The organism is Mycolicibacterium llatzerense (assembly GCF_000878195.1).
Classification (GTDB): domain Bacteria; phylum Actinomycetota; class Actinomycetes; order Mycobacteriales; family Mycobacteriaceae; genus Mycobacterium; species Mycobacterium llatzerense.
Genome location: NZ_JXST01000046.1, coordinates 31,251 through 49,272, shown reverse-complemented (window position 1 = coordinate 49,272; position 18,022 = coordinate 31,251). Strand labels below are relative to the sequence as shown.

Annotated in this window: 16 protein-coding genes and 1 pseudogene; 10 read left to right on the top strand and 7 right to left on the bottom strand. The window is 67.0% G+C overall.

Features of this window, described 5'->3' with window-relative positions:
- Positions 1–219: 219 nt before the first annotated feature.
- Positions 220–1,614: a cystathionine beta-synthase gene (locus TL10_RS24965; protein ID WP_043395825.1), complete on the bottom strand. Its 1,395-nt coding sequence runs from the start codon at positions 1,612–1,614 to the stop codon at positions 220–222.
- 42 nt (positions 1,615–1,656) lie between these two features.
- Positions 1,657–2,709: an alpha/beta hydrolase gene (locus tag TL10_RS24960; RefSeq protein WP_043396066.1), complete on the bottom strand. Its 1,053-nt coding sequence runs from the start codon at positions 2,707–2,709 to the stop codon at positions 1,657–1,659.
- Positions 2,710–2,916: 207 nt separating this feature from the next.
- Here TL10_RS24960 and TL10_RS24955 point away from each other — a divergent pair, with 207 nt between their 5' ends.
- From TL10_RS24955 to purT, 3 genes and pseudogenes are all read left to right on the top strand, one after another.
- A complete protein-coding gene (locus TL10_RS24955) occupies positions 2,917–3,885 on the top strand; it encodes an SGNH/GDSL hydrolase family protein (protein ID WP_043395828.1) in 969 nt (322 codons plus the stop codon).
- A 54-nt stretch (positions 3,886–3,939) separates the two neighbouring features.
- Entirely contained in the window at positions 3,940–5,157 is a 1,218-nt protein-coding gene (locus TL10_RS24950; protein WP_043395831.1) for an acetyl-CoA C-acetyltransferase, read from the top strand.
- Between the two features lie 227 nt (positions 5,158–5,384).
- Positions 5,385–6,619, top strand: a pseudogene (purT, locus tag TL10_RS24945) (formate-dependent phosphoribosylglycinamide formyltransferase).
- A 66-nt stretch (positions 6,620–6,685) separates the two neighbouring features.
- Here purT and TL10_RS24940 read toward each other — a convergent pair.
- Entirely contained in the window at positions 6,686–7,528 is an 843-nt protein-coding gene (locus TL10_RS24940) for a Bax inhibitor-1/YccA family protein (protein ID WP_043395837.1), read from the bottom strand.
- Positions 7,529–7,689: 161 nt separating this feature from the next.
- Here TL10_RS24940 and TL10_RS24935 point away from each other — a divergent pair, with 161 nt between their 5' ends.
- From TL10_RS24935 to TL10_RS24925, 3 genes are read left to right on the top strand one after another with little or no spacing between them, the layout of a single operon-like run.
- Entirely contained in the window at positions 7,690–8,724 is a 1,035-nt protein-coding gene (locus TL10_RS24935; RefSeq protein ID WP_043395840.1) for an enoyl-CoA hydratase/isomerase family protein, read from the top strand.
- 8 nt (positions 8,725–8,732) lie between these two features.
- Positions 8,733–9,506: an enoyl-CoA hydratase gene (locus TL10_RS24930; protein ID WP_043395843.1), complete on the top strand. Its 774-nt coding sequence runs from the start codon at positions 8,733–8,735 to the stop codon at positions 9,504–9,506.
- Between the two features lie 60 nt (positions 9,507–9,566).
- On the top strand, positions 9,567–11,258 hold the full coding sequence (locus TL10_RS24925) for an alpha/beta hydrolase (RefSeq protein WP_423136077.1): 1,692 nt from the start codon (positions 9,567–9,569) through the stop codon (positions 11,256–11,258).
- Positions 11,259–11,267: 9 nt separating this feature from the next.
- On the opposite strand, the gene TL10_RS24920 is transcribed toward TL10_RS24925, so the two are convergent.
- Together TL10_RS24920 and TL10_RS24915 are read right to left on the bottom strand one after the other, a co-directional pair.
- Complete coding sequence (locus tag TL10_RS24920; RefSeq protein WP_043987790.1) at positions 11,268–11,684, bottom strand: rhodanese-like domain-containing protein; 417 nt, start codon at positions 11,682–11,684, stop codon at positions 11,268–11,270.
- Positions 11,684–12,229 carry a cysteine dioxygenase gene (locus TL10_RS24915; RefSeq protein ID WP_043395846.1) on the bottom strand — a complete coding sequence of 182 codons (546 nt, stop codon included), beginning with the start codon at positions 12,227–12,229 and terminating at the stop codon, positions 11,684–11,686. Before TL10_RS24915 ends, TL10_RS24920 begins: the two co-directional genes overlap by 1 nt.
- A gap of 187 nt (positions 12,230–12,416) precedes the next feature.
- Here TL10_RS24915 and TL10_RS24910 point away from each other — a divergent pair, with 187 nt between their 5' ends.
- The 4 genes from TL10_RS24910 to TL10_RS24890 all read left to right on the top strand — a co-directional run bounded on the left by TL10_RS24910 (position 12,417) and on the right by TL10_RS24890 (position 16,627).
- Positions 12,417–12,839, top strand: coding sequence for a lipoprotein LpqV (locus TL10_RS24910; RefSeq protein WP_043987789.1), 423 nt, complete (start codon positions 12,417–12,419; stop codon positions 12,837–12,839).
- Between the two features lie 199 nt (positions 12,840–13,038).
- A complete protein-coding gene (locus tag TL10_RS24905; protein WP_043395849.1) occupies positions 13,039–14,661 on the top strand; it encodes an LCP family protein in 1,623 nt (540 codons plus the stop codon).
- A 737-nt stretch (positions 14,662–15,398) separates the two neighbouring features.
- Entirely contained in the window at positions 15,399–15,614 is a 216-nt protein-coding gene (locus TL10_RS24895; RefSeq protein WP_043395855.1) for a hypothetical protein, read from the top strand.
- Between the two features lie 47 nt (positions 15,615–15,661).
- Entirely contained in the window at positions 15,662–16,627 is a 966-nt protein-coding gene (locus tag TL10_RS24890) for a patatin-like phospholipase family protein (protein ID WP_043395858.1), read from the top strand.
- Here the strand turns inward: TL10_RS24890 and TL10_RS24885 are convergent.
- Together TL10_RS24885 and TL10_RS24880 are read right to left on the bottom strand one after the other, a co-directional pair.
- Positions 16,624–17,475: a patatin-like phospholipase family protein gene (locus TL10_RS24885; RefSeq protein ID WP_043987787.1), complete on the bottom strand. Its 852-nt coding sequence runs from the start codon at positions 17,473–17,475 to the stop codon at positions 16,624–16,626. The two genes, TL10_RS24890 and TL10_RS24885, sit on opposite strands and share 4 nt — an antisense overlap.
- A 39-nt stretch (positions 17,476–17,514) precedes the next feature.
- Complete coding sequence (locus tag TL10_RS24880) at positions 17,515–17,988, bottom strand: SRPBCC family protein (protein WP_043395864.1); 474 nt, start codon at positions 17,986–17,988, stop codon at positions 17,515–17,517.
- Positions 17,989–18,022: the final 34 nt, after the last annotated feature.

Genomic DNA, 18,022 nt, shown 5'->3' with positions numbered 1-18,022 from the left:
AGGTTGTTGTCCGGCGGGCCACCTGCAGCGGGGTACCCACCAGCCGGCGGGTAACCGCCCGGCGGAGGCGGCGGGAAGTTCCCCGGAGGGGGCGGCGGGAAATTCCCGGGCGGCGGTGGCGGGTACTCGGTCATTGCGGCCTTTCCAAAGGTGAATTAGCGAGAAGCGAGCATCTCGCCCTATCGGAGAAGATAAGTCAATCTCCCCTGCTTACGCGGCTTATTTGCGCGAGCCGCCCTGTGACAGGAAGCCGAGCAGATCGTGCCGGGTCAGCACGCCGACCGGCTTGCCGTCGTCGACGACCATGACGGCGTCGACCTCGCGCAGTTCCTTGGCCGCCGCGGACGCCAGCTCGCCGGCACCGATCAGCGGCAGCGGCGGGCCCATGTGCTGCGCCACCGCATCGGCCAACTTCGCCCGGCCCTCGAAAACCGCTGAGAGCAGCTCACGTTCGGACACGCTGCCCGCCACTTCACCGGCCATCACGGGCGGCTCGGCACCGACCACTGGCATCTGCGAGACGCCGTACTCGCGCAGGATGCCGATGGCGTCGCGCACCGTCTCCGACGGGTGGGTGTGCACCAGGTCCGGCAGCGCGCCGGACTTGCCGCGCAGCACGTCGCCGACGGTGTGTTCCTCGGGTGTGCCATCCAGCCGGCTCCGCAGGAAGCCGTACGACGACATCCACTCGTCGTTGAAAACCTTTGACAGATAACCTCTTCCGCCATCCGGCAGCAGCACGACGACGACCGCGTCGGGACCCTCCCGCTCGGCGACCTTGATCGCGGCGACCGCGGCCATGCCGCACGAGCCACCGACCAGCAGGGCCTCTTCACGCGCCAGGCGCCGGGTCATCTCGAACGAATCGGCGTCGGACACGGCGATGATCTCGTCGGGAATGCTCGGGTCGTAGGCCGACGGCCAGAAGTCCTCACCGACGCCCTCGACGAGGTACGGCCGGCCGGTGCCACCGGAGTACACCGAGCCCTCGGGGTCGACGCCGACGACCTTCACCCGGCCGCCCGAGACCTCTTTGAGGTAGCGGCCCGTGCCCGTGATGGTGCCGCCGGTGCCGACGCCCGCCACGAAATGCGTGATCTTGCCGTCGGTGTCGGCCCAGATCTCCGGGCCGGTGGTCTCGTAGTGACTGGCCGGACCATTCGGGTTCGAGTACTGGTCGGGCTTCCAGGCACCGTCGATCTCGCTGACGAGGCGGTTGGAGACGCTGTAGTAGCTGTCCGGATGGTCGGGGGCCACGGCCGTCGGGCAGACGACGACGTCGGCGCCGTACGCGCGCAGCACGTTCTGCTTGTCCTCGCTGACCTTGTCGGGGCAGACGAAGATGCACTTGTAACCGCGCTGCTGCGCGACGATGGCGAGCCCGACGCCCGTGTTACCGGAGGTGGGTTCGACGATGGTGCCGCCCGGCTTCAGCAGTCCCGCCTCTTCGGCGGCGTCGATCATCTTGACCGCGATGCGGTCCTTGGCGCTGCCGCCGGGGTTGAGGTACTCGATCTTGGCTGCCACCACCCCGGAGCCAGCTGGGACAACCGAGTTCAGTTGGACCAGAGGCGTATTGCCGATGAGCTCACTGATGTGCCGGGCGATGCGCATGGGTACATGTTGTCAGGCCGCACCCTGGTTGCGCATACCGGATTACCAGGTTGCCTCGCGGATGTACTCGCCGATCTGCTTCAGCGAGCGGTCGGCTTCCTTGACCAGCGGGGCAGCGAGTTGGAACACGTGCATCTGACCCGGCCAGACGTGCACCTCGACCGGCACGCCGCTGGCGGCCAGCATGTGGGCGGCCTTGCGGGCGTCGCCCAGCAGCACCTCGGAGCCGGAGACGTGGATCAGGGTGCGCGGCAGCCCCGGCTCGATGTGGTCGAGGGGCTCGTACACCTCTTCCGGCCGGCCGTCGACGATGTGGCGCGACGCCGCGTCCTCGATGAGTTCGACCAGCGCGTCGAAGGCGTGCGCCGGGAACATCGCGTCGGACTTCATGTTCGGGTGCTGGGCCCGGCTCTCGTTGTCGATCTCGAACAGCGGCGACATGGTCGCCACCGCGGCCGGCAGCTCGCCGTCCTCCTGCAGCTTCTCGGCCAGCGCCAGCGACAGGTAGCCGCCGGCCGAATCCCCGGCCAGCACGATCTGATCCGGCTCGTAGCCCTTCAGGCGCAGCCAGCGGTAGGCGTCGTAGCAGTCCTCGATGGCCTCACCGATCGAATGCTTGGGGATCATCCGGTAGTCGACGACCAGGACGGGGGCGTCGGCGTACTTCGACAGCGCGCCGACCACGCGGGCGTGGGTATGCACGCCGCAGGTCAGGAACGCCCCGCCGTGCATGTAGAGGATGACGCTGCGCCTGCCGTCGGCCGGCAGCACGCCCTTGGCGCGGACCAGTTGCGCCGTACAGTTCGGCAAACCGATCGTGGCGCGGATGGTACCCGGCTCGGGCCTCATGACGCGGGCGACGAAGTCGACCATTCCCCATGGCCAGGGGGCCTTCGGAACGTAGCTGCCGATGGTCAGAGTTGACTTGATGGCGAGGGTTGCGGCCACTGACATCAGGCGTCCAGCAAGGCTCGGACCGTCCTCGACGATCTCTACCGGCGCGCCGTCGCTGACCGGGTAGCGGCGTGGTTTCCGCCCCTTAACAGCACTTATGCCAACACTATGGGTCCTGACGACCCTACTCGGTGCGGTCATCGCCACCACTCCTACGCCTTTGTAGTTCCCGGTGTACTTCGTTACCTACGTCACTTGTTAGACAACCCGCGTAACTTAGCTTGCCACTGGTACATAGATCAACAATCAAAGTGCTCAAATTGATGCCCTAGTCGATATATTTACGTAACCGCGCCACCCGGGGTTCATCGACCTGCGAATCTGCGCAACGCACCTAAACTGAACGCCGTGGGCACACGTGCACCTCGCCGAACGACTATCGCGCTGGCGGCAGCAGCCACCATTGCCTCGACGGGCTCGTTCTACGTCGGGGCGCGAAACCTGTTGACCGGGCAGGCCGCCAAGGCCCGCCGAGTGATACCCAAGTCGTGGGACGTGCCACCCAGGGCTGACGGCGTCTACGGCCCCGGTGGCGGACCCGTCGAAAAATGGCAGCGCGGGGTGCCTTTCGACCTGCATTTGATGGTCTTCGGCGACTCCACTGCCACGGGATACGGCTGCCACAGCGCAGACGAAGTGCCCGGCGTACTGCTCGCCCGCGGGCTGGCGCAGCAATCCGGCAAGCGAATCCGGCTGTCCACCAAGGCCATTGTGGGCGCGACCTCCAAGGGTCTGTCGGGCCAGATCGATGCCATGTTCGTCGCGGGTCCACCGCCGGACGCCGCGGTCATCATGATCGGCGCCAACGACATCACCGCCGTCAACGGCATCTGGCAGTCGGCCCACCGGCTGGGCAACGCCGTGCAGCGCCTGCACGCCAGCGGCGCGGTCGTCGTCGTCGGCACCTGCCCGGACTTCGGCGCCATCGCCGCAATCCCGCAACCGCTGCGCTTCGTCACCCGCAATCGTGGCCTGCGGTTGGCCCGGGCCCAGGCCGGCCAGGTCCGCACCTTCGGCGGCGTGCCGGTGCCGTTCTCCGACCTGCTGTCGCCCGATTTCCTCAAGGCACCCGAGGTGCTCTTCTCTTCGGACATGTTCCATCCGTCGGCGGCCGGGTACTCGCTGGCCGCCCAGCAGCTGCTCCCCGCGTTGTGTGAAGCGTTGGGCGAGTGGACAACTGACTCGCCGCCGACATCGGCGCTGGTCTCCAGGACCTCCGACGAGACCAACGCGCTGGCGCGGTTGACAAACGTGTCACGTCTGTGGCGGCGCACGACAGGCGTACCCGCGCCGATCGTCGCTCCTGTGACGGGATAAATTCCGAGGAAAGCAATACCTTTTTTTCCTTTGGATCGACTAGGAGCTCCCGTCATGCCCGAAGCCGTCATCGTCTCCACCGCCCGCTCCCCCATCGGCCGTGCCGTCAAGGGGTCACTGGCCACCATGCGGCCCGACGACCTCGCCGCGCAGATGGTCCGCGCCGCACTGGACAAGGTCCCCGCGCTGGACCCGCGCGACGTCGCCGACCTGATGATCGGTTGCGGACAACCCGGTGGCGAGGCCGCCTACAACCTCGGCCGCGCCGTGGCCGTCGAGCTCGGCTACGACTTCATGCCGGGCACCACCGTCAACCGCTACTGCTCGTCGTCGCTGCAGACCACCCGCATGGCGTTCCACGCCATCAAGGCCGGCGAGGGTGACGTGTTCATCTCGGCCGGTGTCGAGACCGTGTCGCGCTTCGGCGTTGGTGCCGCCGACGGTGCCCCGAACAGCAAGAACTCGCTGTTCGACGAGGCCCAGGCCCGCACCCTCAAGCAGGCCGAAGGCGCCACCGAGTGGCACGACCCGCGCGCGGACGGCGTCCTCCCGGACGTCTACATCGCCATGGGCCAGACCGCCGAGAACGTCGTCCTGCACACCGGCATCAGCCGCGAGGACCAGGACCACTGGGGCGTCCGGTCGCAGAACAAGGCCGAAGAGGCCATCAACGCCGGCTTCTTCGAGCGCGAGATCGTCCCGGTCACCCTGCCCGACGGCACCATCGTCTCCAAGGATGACGGCCCGCGCGCCGGCACCACCTACGAGAAGATCAGCCAGCTGAACCCGGTGTTCCGCCCGAACGGCACCATCACCGCCGGTAACGCCTGCCCGCTGAACGACGGCGCCGCCGCCCTGGTGATCATGAGCGACGAGAAGGCCAAGGCCCTCGGCCTGACCCCGCTCGCGCGCATCGTCTCGACCGGTGTGTCGGGTCTGTCCCCGGAGATCATGGGCCTGGGCCCGATCGAGGCCGTCAAGCAGGCCCTCGGCCGCGCCAACATGAACATCGGCGACGTCGACCTGTACGAGATCAACGAGGCCTTCGCCGTGCAGGTCCTGGGCTCGGCCCGCGCCCTCGGCATGGACGAGGACCGCCTGAACGTCTCCGGTGGCGCCATCGCCCTCGGCCACCCGTTCGGCATGACCGGCGCCCGCATCACCGCGACGCTGATCAACAACCTGCAGACCCACGACAAGCAGTTCGGCATCGAGACCATGTGTGTCGGTGGTGGCCAGGGTATGGCCATGATCATCGAGCGGCTCAGCTAGTTTCGTCTCTTCGAGGGCCCCGCGCTTCGGTGCGGGGCCCTCGTTTTGCGTTGACCCTCAAACCATGGCGCAAAAGTTCAAGTAGCGAACGCCCAGGGTTCCGGATCAACGTGCTTCTCGGCCGCCACGCCGTCGACTCGGAAACCATGGCGCATTTATTCGAGTGACATGCGCCCACGATTCCGGGTCAACGCAAATCGGGCCGCACCCCCTAGACTCAGCCCCCGATGATCACCATCGGAACCCCACTGTCGCCCAGCGCGACCAAGGTCATGCTGCTCGGCTCCGGCGAACTCGGTCGCGAAGTGCTTATCGCGTTGCAACGCTTGGGCGTCGAGACCATTGCCGTCGACCGCTACCCGAACGCACCGGGACATCAGGTCGCGCACCACGCGCGCACCATTTCGATGACCGACCCCGACCAGCTCAAAGCACTGATCGAGGCCGAGAAGCCGGACCTCGTGGTGCCCGAGATCGAGGCCATCGCGACGCCGGCGCTGCAGGAACTCGAGGACGCCGGTGTGGTGCGGGTGATCCCGACGGCTCGGGCCGCCCGCCTGACGATGGACCGCGAGGGCATCCGCCGGCTGGCCGCCGAGGAGCTCGGGGTACCGACCAGTCCCTACAAGTTCTGCGACTCGCTGGAAGAGCTCCAGGCCGCCATCGATGGCGGCATCGGCTACCCGTGCGTGGTGAAGCCCGTGATGAGCAGCTCGGGCAAGGGCCAGAGCAAGCTCGACGGACCGGACGACGTCGCGAAGGCCTGGGACTACGCGATGGGCGGGGCGCGCGCGTCACCAACACCCGGATCATCGTCGAGGGCTTCGTCGACTTCGATTACGAGATCACGCTGTTGACCGTCCGTGCCGTTGGGGCGAGCGAAGCGACGGGGGACACCACAGGCGCCGAGGGCCAGGTCGAAACCCAGTTCTGCGAACCGATCGGGCACCGTCAGGTCGCCGGCGATTATGTGGAGAGCTGGCAGCCGCACCCGATGTCGGCCGCCGCCCTGGCCAATGCCCAGCAGATCGCGCACAAGGTCACCGAAAACCTCGGCGGGCAGGGCGTTTTCGGTGTCGAGCTGTTCGTCAAGGGCGACCAGGTGTGGTTCAGCGAGGTCAGCCCGCGGCCGCACGACACCGGCATGACGACGATGATCACGCAGTGGCAGAACGAGTTCGAGCTGCACGCCCGCGCGATCCTCGGCCTGCCGGTGGACACCTCACTGAAGACGCCAGGGGCCAGCGCGGTGATCTACGGCGGTGTCGAGGCCGAGGGCATCGTCTTCGACGGCGTCGATCACGCGCTGCAGGTGCCGGGCACCGACATTCGCCTGTTCGGCAAGCCGGAGAGTTTCCGGACCCGCCGGATGGGCGTGGCCCTGGCCCGCGCCGCGGATGTCGACACCGCACGACGCAACGCTGCCGAAGCCGCGAGCCGGGTCACGCCGCGCGTGGTCTGACCGACAGCACCGTGACACGAAGAAGGGGCGCCCGCCGAAGCGGACGCCCCTTCTCTGTCAACGGAGCTAGTCGTTGTTGAAGTAACTCAGCAGTCGCAGGATTTCCACGTACAGCCAGACCAGGGTGACGGTCAGGCCGAGCGCGACGCCCCACGCCGCCTTCTCCGGCGCACCGGCGCGGATCATCTGGTCGGCCGCGTCGAAGTCGAGCAGGAAGCTGAACGCCGCCAGCGCGATGCAGACCAGCGAGAAGATGATCGCGATGGTGCCGCCGCTGCGCAGGCCCATGCCGGCGCCGCCGTTGAAGAAGCCGATGACCATGTTGCCGAGCATCAGCGCGAGGACGCCGAACATGCCGGCCACGATCATGCGGGTGAACTTCGGGGTGACGCGGATGGCGCCGGTCTTGTAGACGACGAGCATGCCGAAGAACACACCGAAGGTGCCGAGGATCGCCTGGCCGATCAGGGCGCCGGCGTTGGCGCCGGACACCGCGAAGTTGGCCATGATGAACGAGAAGGCGCCGAGGAACATGCCCTCCAGCACGGCGTAGGTGAGCACGATGCCCGGGTTGTCCTGCTTACGGCCGAACGTGGCGATGAGGACCATCACCAGGCCGCCCAGGGCACCGATCATGGCGATGGGCCCGGCCAGCGCCAGGTTCGACATGATCGTGAAGTACGAAACGACCGCGCTGACCGTCAGCACCGCCAGCGTGATGCCGGTCTTGGTGACGACGTCGTCGATGGTCAGCGGGCGGGCGAAACCAGCCTGCTGCTGCGGGTACTCGGTGTACGGCTGGGCCATGGTCTGCTGGGCACCATATGCGGCTGCGCCACTACCGAATTGCGCGTATCCGCCCTGCGACTTGGGCAGGGAACGAAATATCGGGTTGCTGCTCTCGCGCACCGTCGGGTTCCTCTCCTGAAGCTGTGGTCCGTCTGCTGACGAACACCCACACAACGTACGACTTCGGGTGTTGGTTCCCGGCGAGACGGAAAAACTGGGAACTTACTGTGAAACGGTACCTGGTCGACGTAGCCGACGCGCAACGATCTAGATTGCTTACCGTGGCGGAAAACGAGGATATCCTAGTAAATGTCGAGAACGGCGTCGGCGTCGTCACGCTGAACCGTCCGAAGGCCATCAATTCGCTCAACCATGTGATGGTCACGGGCCTCGCCGATGCGCTCACCGCGTGGGAGCACGACGACAGCGTGCGTGCGGTCCTGCTGACCGGTGCCGGCGAGCGCGGCCTGTGCGCGGGCGGCGACGTCATCGCGCTCTACCACAGCGCCAAGGCCGGCGACGACAACGCCAGGACCTTCTGGCACGACGAATATCTCCTCAACGCCCACATCGGCCGCTACTCCAAGCCGTACGTCTCACTGATGGACGGCATCGTGATGGGCGGCGGCGTCGGCGTCGGCGCGCACGGCAACATCCGCGTCGTCACCGAGAAGACCAAGCTCGGCATGCCCGAGGTCGGCATCGGCTTCATTCCCGATGTCGGCGGCACCTACCTGCTGTCGCGGGCACCCGGCCTGATCGGCCTGCACGCCGCACTCACCGGTGCCCCGTTCTCCGGCGCGGACGCCATCGCCCTGGGATTCGCCGACCATTTCGTCCCGCAGGCCGACCTCGCCGCTTTCCGGGACCTGGTCATCAGCGATGGACCCGACGCGGCCCTGGCGAAGTACGCCATCGAGCCACCGGCCAGTGAGCTACTGGCACAACAGCATTGGATCGACCAGTGCTACGCCGCGAACACCGTCGCGGAGATTCTGGAGAACCTGCGCGGCCATGAGGCCGCCGAGGCCAACGCCGCAGCCGACCTGATCGCCACCCGGTCCCCCATCGCGCTGACCGTCACACTGGAGGCCGTGCGCCGCGCCGCCAAGCTGCCGACCCTCGAGGACGTCCTCACCCAGGAATTCCGGGTCTCGATGGCGTCGCACAAGTCCCACGATTTCGTGGAGGGCATCCGCGCCCAGCTCGTCGACAAGGACCGCAACCCGCAGTGGTCCCCGGCTAATCTGTCGGACTGCACCACCGCCGACGTCGACGCCTACTTCGTCTCCGCCGACCCCGACCTGACCTTCTAGGAGCCCTGATGACGTTCGAAACCATCCTGGTCACCCGCGACGACCGCGTCGCGACCATCACCCTGAACCGGCCCAAGGCCCTCAACGCGCTCAACAGCCAGGTGATGGCCGAAGTCACCACGGCCGCAGCCGAACTCGACGCCGACCCGGGCATCGGCGCCGTCATCATCACCGGCAGCGAGAAGGCCTTCGCCGCGGGCGCCGACATCAAGGAGATGGCGAGCCTGACGTTCGCCGACGTGTTCTCGCAGGACTTTTTTGCGCTGTGGAACAAGTTCGCCGCGACCCGCACCCCCACCATCGCGGCCGTCGCCGGCTACGCGCTCGGTGGCGGTTGTGAGCTGGCCATGATGTGCGACCTGCTGATCGCCGCCGACACCGCCAAATTCGGCCAGCCCGAGATCAAGCTGGGCGTGCTGCCCGGCATGGGCGGCAGCCAGCGCCTGACCCGCGCCGTCGGCAAGGCCAAGGCGATGGACCTGATCCTCACCGGCCGCAACATGGACGCCGAAGAGGCCGAGCGCTGCGGCCTGGTGTCGCGCGTGGTCCCCGCCGACACACTGCTCGACGAGGCCAACGCCGTCGCCAAAACCATTGCCGGCATGTCCCTTTCGGCGTCGCGGATGGCCAAAGAGGCCGTCAACCGTGCCTTCGAGAGCACCCTCGCCGAGGGCCTGCTGTACGAGCGCCGGCTGTTCCACTCGGCCTTCGCCACCGACGACCAGACCGAGGGCATGGCGGCCTTCACCGAGAAGCGCGCACCGAACTTCACGCATCGGTAAAGTCGAGCGGTGGCCGACACTGCTCAAGACGCTGATCCTGCCGACGACGACGGCTCCGCTATCGCGGTAGCCGACCCGTCGGGTGAGGAGTCGCTGGCGGCGAAACTGGAAGAGCCGCCGTCGGATTGGTGGGTTCGCCGCTACACGTTCTTCGGCACCGCAGTGGGCCTGATGTTCATCTGGCTGTCGATGACTCCGTCGTTGTTGCCGCGCGGCCCGCTGTTCCAGGGCATCGTCAGCGGTGCCGCCGGCGCGTGCGGCTACGGCTTCGGAGTCCTCGGCGTCTGGCTGGTGCGCTACATGCGGTCGAAGGACAGCAGCCCCAAGGCTCCGCGCTGGGCCTGGCTGACCCTGATCGGGGTCGGCACCATCGGCCAGGTGCTCGCGATCATCTGGTTCCACGTCTGGCAGGACGACGTCCGGGACATGATGGGCGTGCCGCGCATGGGTTTCTGGGATCACCCGCTCACGGCAGTGCTGTCGGTCGTCTTCTTGTTCGCGTTCGTCGAATTCGGACAGTTGGTGCGCAAGCTCGTGCTGTTCCTGGTGCGCCAGCTGGAACGTGTTGCGCCGCCGCGGGTGTCGGGTGTGGTCGCCGTCGTCCTGGTCGTCAGCCTGTTCATCGCGATCCTCAATGGCGTCGTGGTCCGCTTCGCCATGTCGACGATCAACAACATCTTCGAGAACGCCAACAACGACACCGACAACCCGGCACCCACCAGCACGCTGCGCTCCGGCGGCCCGCAGTCGCTGGCCAGCTGGGACTCCCTTGGCCATCAGGGGCGGGTGTTCGTCAAGGGCGGACCGACCGTCGACGAACTGTCGAAATTCAACGGCGTCAAAGCAATTGAGCCGATTCGTGCATACGCCGGCCTGCACTCGGCAGAAGGCATCCGCGCCACCGCCCGGCTGGCCGCCGACGAACTCAAACGCACCGGTGGGCTGAACCGCAAGGTGATCGCGGTCGCGACGACGACGGGTACCGGCTGGATCAACGCGGCCGAGGCATCAGCGCTGGAGTACATGTACAACGGCGACACCGCGATCGTGTCCATGCAGTACTCGTTCCTGCCCAGCTGGATCTCGTTCCTGGTGGACAAGGAGAACGCCCGTCAGGCAGGTCAAGAGCTGTTCGAGGCGGTTGACGAGATGGTCCGTGAACTGCCCGAAGGCAAACGACCCAAGCTCGTGGTGTTCGGCGAGAGTCTCGGCTCGTTCGGCGGCGAGGCACCGTTCCTGTCGCTCAACAATCTGATCGCCCGAACCGACGGCGCCCTGTTCTCGGGACCGACATTCCAGAATACGATCTGGACCGATCTGACCGCCCGGCGCGACGCCGGCTCCCCCGAGAAGCTGCCCATCTACGACAAGGGCGAGTACGTCCGGTTTGTCTCGCAGCCAACGGATTTGGACCGTCCGAACACTGCGTGGCACCACCCACGGGTGGTGTATCTGCAGCACCCGTCCGATCCGATCTCCTGGTTCAATCCGGATCTGTTGTTCCACATGCCGGATTGGTTGCGCGAACCCCGCGGCCGCGACGTGTCGCCACGGATGGAATGGATTCCGGTGGTGACCTTCCTGCAGGTCTCGGCCGATATGGCGGTGGCCGTCGAGGTGCCGGACGGGCACGGTCACGTGTTCATCCGCGACGTCGCCAACGCCTGGGCGGCCATCCTGCAACCGCCGGGATGGACACCGGAGAAGACCGAACAGCTGCGCCCCCTGCTGGCACGCGGCTACTCGAGCTGAGACGCCCCGCTACACCCAAGCGCCGGCACGTAGCAGCACCGACGCGGCCGTCCCGCCCAGCAGTCCTTCGGCGACCAGCGCCCGGTACCCGCCGATGACGTCGGTGGCCCGGTAGAGCCCCAGATCCTGCAGCGCCGCGGCGGCCAGGCTCGAGGTGTAACCCTGCGAGCACAGCACGACCCACTCGACGTCGTCGCCGGTGGCCTGCGGCAGGCGGGCATCGCTGGTCGGGTCGCAGCGCCATTCCAGGACGTTGCGCTCAACCACGAGCGCGCCGGGGAACTCGCCCTCGACGGCGCGCTGCGCGGCCGGCCTGATGTCCACGAGCACGGCGCCCCGATTCAGCGCGGCCGGGATTTCGGCGGCCGACAGCCGGACCAACCGCTCCCGCGCGGCGTCCAGCATCGCGTCGACTTTGCTGGGCATCAGTCCCCCTCGGGTTTGTCGGTGAGTTCGGTGTAGACGCGACGCAGCTTGTTGCTATCGGAGACGTCGTAGTACGACATGGCGGTCAGCGGCGGCGAATAGGCGTGCACGCTCAAGGTGGGATTCGATACCGTCGCCGGCTCATCGGCGGCGCGCACCACGTCGTGGACCCAGCCCAGCGGGAACGCCGCCTGGTCACCGGCCGCCAACGTGCGTTGGCGCAGCCCGCGACCGTCCCATCGGGTCTCCTCCAGCGCACCCGACACCACGGTCAACGCACCCAGCGATCCGCCGTGGTCGTGCAGTTCGGTGCTGCGCGCGGGGACCCAGCTGATCAACCAGAGATCGAGTTCGTCGTCGCCGTACAACCGGCGGTACCAACGTTCTTCGAGTGGCAGGCCATCGGCGGGCAACAGCCGGTCGTATCGACCACTGAGCACATCGTCTGCGCACCGGTCAGTGGCGTGCAGCAGGTCGGGTAGGCGCAATCGGGTCGGCGCGACGAGAGCAGGACCAGATACAGAAAAATCGGTCAGGACGGACATGACGGAACTCCAATGCAGAAACGAACGGTGGGCTATCAGCCCTCATGAGGCCGGGCTCAAGCCCGACAACACGTCGCGTTCTGCACGTTCTGCACTGCCATGTTCCCCATCCTGACGGGCCCCCGGCGAGTGGGAAAGGGTTAGCGTCAGGGTGATCCTGAATGCGCGACGACCTAGATTGGCTCTCATGCTGACCATCAGCCGAGCAACGCTGCTCACCGCCACCGCCTTGACCGTGCTCACGGGCTGCGGTCCGGACAAGCAGTCGGGTACTGCTCAGACGCCCGCCGCCGAGCTGCCCACGCAGTCGCACGAACACCCGGCCCCCGGCGGGGTCGCCGTCTCCCCTGGCGGTGTGACGACCGCCGTCGACGTCCCGTCGGCGGCCACGGAGTCCGAATTCGGCCAGGCCTGCCACGCCGCGAAACTGTGGATGGACGGCCAGCGAGCCGACCCGACGACGCTGGTCGAGCCGTACCTGAGCATCCTGCAAAGGCCGGAAACACGTGATCCCGGTAACTTCAACACCCCCTGGGTCGAGCTCACAGCAGCCCAACAGGCGGGCGTGATCATGGCCGCGACCAGCGCATCCAAGGGCGAATGCGGCTGATCACCGGCGTTCTCTGAGGATTCGCTGAGTCAGGGGCGTTGCCCTAAAATCGGTGGTGCTGCCGTCCGGTCACTGAACACGCATCCACGCGGGCCGCGGTGCTACCGAACTTCCGACCGCCGGATCCGACCGGCGGCCCACACGTACCCGCGAGGCCCGCCGAGATGAACGCCATGACCGCATCCCCTCGAGGTCGCATCTGAGCACCCCCGATTTCCAGCGCAGCGATTCCGCCCGCCACCGTCTTCCAGCCCGGCACCGCCGGAGCCGGCTGCAAAGCCTGCTCAGCGCCCGCGTGGGCTGGGACACCGTCGGCCGCGTAGCGCTCGCGCTGGTGACGGTCGTGGCCGTGGCGGCGACCGGTCTGGGTTGGTGGACGGTGCGCGGCGCGCTGCACGGCATCACGGTCAGCGACGCACTCGGAGCGGACGCGCCGAAGTCCACCGGCGGGGCGATGAACATCCTGCTGATCGGCCTGGACTCCCGCAAAGACCAGCAGGGCAACGACCTGCCGCAGGCACTGCTCGACAAGCTGCACGCCGGCGATTCCGATAACGGCGGCTACAACACCAACACGCTGATCCTGGCGCACATCACCGCCGACAACCACGTGGTCGCGTTCTCGATTCCGCGTGACGACTACGTGCGGGTCACCGGCATCCCCGGGTACGACCACATCAAGATCAAAGAGGCGTACGGCCTGACCAAGGCCAACGCCATGCAGCACCTGATGGACAAGGGCGTCACCGACCAGGCCGAGCTGGAGCGCAAGAGCCGCGAGGCCGGCCGCGCCGCGACACTGGCCGCGGTCCGCAACCTGACCGGTGCGCCCATCGACTACTTCGCCGAGGTGAACCTCGCCGGCTTCTACGACATCGCCGAGAGCCTCGGCGGCGTCGAGATCTGCCTGAACCACCCGGTGTACGACGACTACTCCGGCGCCGATTTCCCGGCCGGCCGGCAGACCCTCGACGCCTCGCAGGTCGTCGCCTTCGTCCGGCAGCGGCACGGCCTCGACAACGGCGATCTGGACCGGACCCACCGCCAGCAGGCGTTCCTGATCTCGGTGATGCACCAGCTGCAGCAGGACGGATCGTTCAGCGACCTCGGCAAGCTGAACCAGTTGATCGGCGTGGCACAGAAGGACGTCGTGCTGTCGGCCGGTTGGGGCCAGGAGCAGTTCAAGCGCATGGGCGAGATCGCCGGCGGCGCGAACGTCCAGTACCGGACGCTGCCCGTCGTGCGTTACGACAACATCGACGGCCAGGACGTCAACATCGTCGACCCGATGGCCGTCAAGACCGAGGTCGCCAAGGCTTTCGGCCTCAAGCCGCCGCCGGGAGCGACGACGTCGACGCCGACCACGTCGACCGAGCCGTCCACGCTGGACAAGGCCTCGGACAGCACGGGCACCACGTCGAAGAACGCGAAGACCGCGATCATCGACGTCATCAACGGTTCCGACGTGATGGGCCTGGGCCGGCAGATGTCGGAGATCCTGGGCGATCTCGAATACTCCATGGGCCAGACCAGGAGCTCGCAGGACGGCGAGCTGAGCTCGACGGCCGTCGACTTCGGCACCGGAGCCGACGCCGAGGCCAAGCACCTGGCCGAACTGCTCGGCATCGACGCGGTCCGTGCCGACCCGTCGGTGCCCGCGGGCCGCATCCACGTCACGCTGGGTCCGGGCTACCAGGTACCCGACACCCTGGACAGCGTCTCCATGGCCGCGGCCAAGTCGTCCAACTACGACACCACGTTGCCGACGCCCGAATCCGGCCCGCCCGTGCGGGCCAACGGCGGAATCCCCTGCGTCAACTGAAGCGCGTCAGCGGCGGCCGCGAACCTGCGCACCTGCGCACCTGCTCAATCGAACTTTTGCGACCTCAGTTCAGACTCAACGTCCTCGACCTTCACCGAGCCTGACCACACGGCGAATTTCGACGCGTGTTTCCGCCGTCCCGTCAGGCTCGCGCCACCGTCGTACGTGGCGGCGGACCTGATCTGTGCCGGCCGAGCGGTGTTCGTCGCGGTGTCAGTCCCGATCCCCAGGGACAAGTACCTGAGCGCAATCAGCACTGCGATCGACCGGCGGTTTTTGCACTCAGGGACCGCAGACGCCGCGGAAAGGTCCCTGAGTGCAATCACGGTCGCCGCGTGCGATTGGTGATTGACGCTAGGCACTCCTGCGAGCGGGTCTCGCTCCGAACCAGCGGAGGCCAGCCTTGAACGCACGCTGGACCCTGGCAACATCGATTTCGCGATCTGACCGCACGCTCGCGATGTCATACATCGCACGCAAGCCGGCGCCTCCGGAGAATTAATTAGATTAGTTCAACAAATTAATTTTGCCGCCTCTTACGGCGCGAAATCGAACCCGAATGCCATTCCCAGAACACAAAGCACAACTAATAAATTTGCCCGTCGACCAGGCAAAACATCGCGAAACCAATGAGATCAGCTAACGAATGCGACGTATTTCCCAACTACTGGCCAGTAATTGTGCTTCGACTCACATAATGGTGCACACTATGGGGTGTCTCACTCATAGTCGAAGGGATGAGCCCGATGGTTGCTCGTCAGCACGTACCGGTCGCACGGGCGCACAGTGGCGCGGTCAACGGGCGCCGGATGCTCTTCATGGGCACCCTGCTGCTGCTCATCGCGGTCGCATCCGTCAGCGGCATCGTCTTCGCCATGAGCAGCGGACAGCCACAGGTCGCGCTGATCATCGGCCTGATCTCCGCGGCGTTCTTCTCGCGCATCCGCTGCTGACGCCGCCTCGCCTCACCTCAGCCTGATCCGCACGCCAAGATAGGGCCATGCGGGTCGCACTGGTCCTCGGCAGCGGTGGCGCCCGGGGTTATGCACACATCGGAGTCATCGACGCGCTTCGCGAGCGCGGATACGACGTCGTCGGCATCTCCGGTTCGTCCATGGGCGCACTCGTCGGCGCCCTGCAAGCCGCCGACAAACTCGACGAATTCACAGCGTGGGCCAGCGCCCTCACCCAGAGCGCGGTACTCCGCCTGCTCGATCCGTCCCTCACCGCCGCCGGGGTGCTGCGAGCCGAGAAGATTCTGGCCACCGTCCGCGAGATCATCGGCCCGCGGACCATCGAGAGCCTGCCGATCCCCTTCACCGCCGTCGCAACCGACCTGATCGCGGGAAAGTCGGTCTGGCTGCAGCGCGGCCCCATCGATGCGGCCATCCGGGCCTCCATCGCCATCCCCGGCGTCATCGCCCCGTATCTGCTCGATGGCCGGTTGCTGGCCGACGGCGGCATCCTGGACCCGCTGCCCATGGCGCCGCTCGCGGCCGTCAACGCCGACCTGACCATCGCGGTCAGCCTCAACGCCAGCGACCCCAGTCACCCGGCGGAGTCCCCCAGTGCCACCGCCGAACTGTTGAGCCGGATGCGACGCAGCACGACGTCACTGATCGACCGGGCCGCGGCGAGCACGCTGCTCGACGGCCCCACCGCACGATCGGTGCTGAGCCGCTTCAGCAATGCGGTCGACGGCATCGACAACCCCGCCGAGGCCGACGCCGATGCCGAGGACTCTGCCGTGCCGCGGCTCGGCGGGTTCGAGGTCATGAACCGCACCATCGAAATCTCGCAGGCCGCGTTGATGCGACACACCCTGGCGGCGTACCCACCTGATCTGCTGATCGAGGTCCCGCGCACGGTGTGCCGCAGCCTGGAGTTCTATCGCGCCGATGAGGTCATCGACATCGGGCACGAATTGGCCAGCGCCGCACTCGATTCCCTCGATCTCGGCAACTAGGCCAGAAACGCGGCGACCTCAGCCGCAACCCTGCGGCCCTGCGCCCGGCCGGCCTGCGCCGACGGAATGCGGCAGGCCGGATCCAGCGGATCGAGACCGAAGGCGGCGAGGGACTCGTCGTCGGCGTAGATGGCGCAGGCGCTGCCCGCGAAACTCTTGACGTCGGCGCCGGGGCCCGCACCGAACGGTGACGGCGAGTCTGACGGAGCCGGGACGAGGACGACGGCGGCGTCACAGTCCTTGACCGCGACCATGTTGACGCTGCTGCCCATGCCGCCGTCCATGTACCGGCGGCCGCCGATGGTCACGATCGGCCAGGCCGCCGGCACCGCGCAACTGGCCTGGACCGCATCGACCAGGGACACTCCCGACTCGCGGGTGAACACCACCAACTCGCCGGTGTCGATGTCGACGCCGGTGATGCGCAGGTCGTGGTCGGGCCACTCGTGCGACGGCAGCCGGCGCTCGATGACGTCGCGGCGCACGGCCTGGCTGACGGTGTCGGCCTCCGCCGCGGCGGCCCCGAGGCGCCGCAACTGCTGGGCGCGGGTGCCGTTGGCGGTGGACATCGCCTCGATGAACACGGTCAAGACGACTTCGATGTTGATACCGGGGCTGATCTCCGCGGACTCGGCGGCGACCTGGCGTTCGAACAGCTCGCCGATGCTCAGCGCACTGCCCAGCTGAGCGCCGACCGCCGAGCCCGCCGAGGTGCCCAACACCACATCCGCATTCCGCACCGCTGCCGCGATCTCGGGGGCTTCGTCGGCGATTCCCTGCAAAATGCCGGTCTCCCATGCGATGCCGGCGATGCCGCCACCAGCCAAAACGAGCGCACGCTTAGTCATTAGTTCATCTAACATGATCCGGCGTGCATCGTGGGACTGTCATCCCACCAGGAGGGCAGAAAGATGCTCCAGGGACCGGCCGGCGTAGCCCTTCCACAACCGGCCGAACACCGGCAGCAGCGGAGCGGTCGCCGCACTGCGCCGATGCAAGGTCCAGCGCCAGGTGATCTTGGTACCGGTGCCGGCGGGTTGGAACAGCCATTCGCCGTTGACGCCGCTGATCAGCGCGGCCATCGGGCCGGTGATGTCGGACAGGGTGTAGCCGAACGAGTGCGGCTCGTTGAACGACGTCAGCGTCTCGGCCATGCTGCCACCGCCCCGCAGCAGAATCGTGCGGGTCTGCCCGACCGCGTCCCAGATGCCGGTCTGGTCACGAACCGCCTTGATCGGCGGGATCGGCCCGTACCACCGACAGAACAGCTCGTTCAACGGCATCGGAACCGTACCGCTGAACGCGTCAGCGACCGTGACGGGAACTGTTCGTGATTGCTCGACCACCAATGCCTGCGCCATGATGGCGATCGTAACCATCGAAGCTGACCACTGG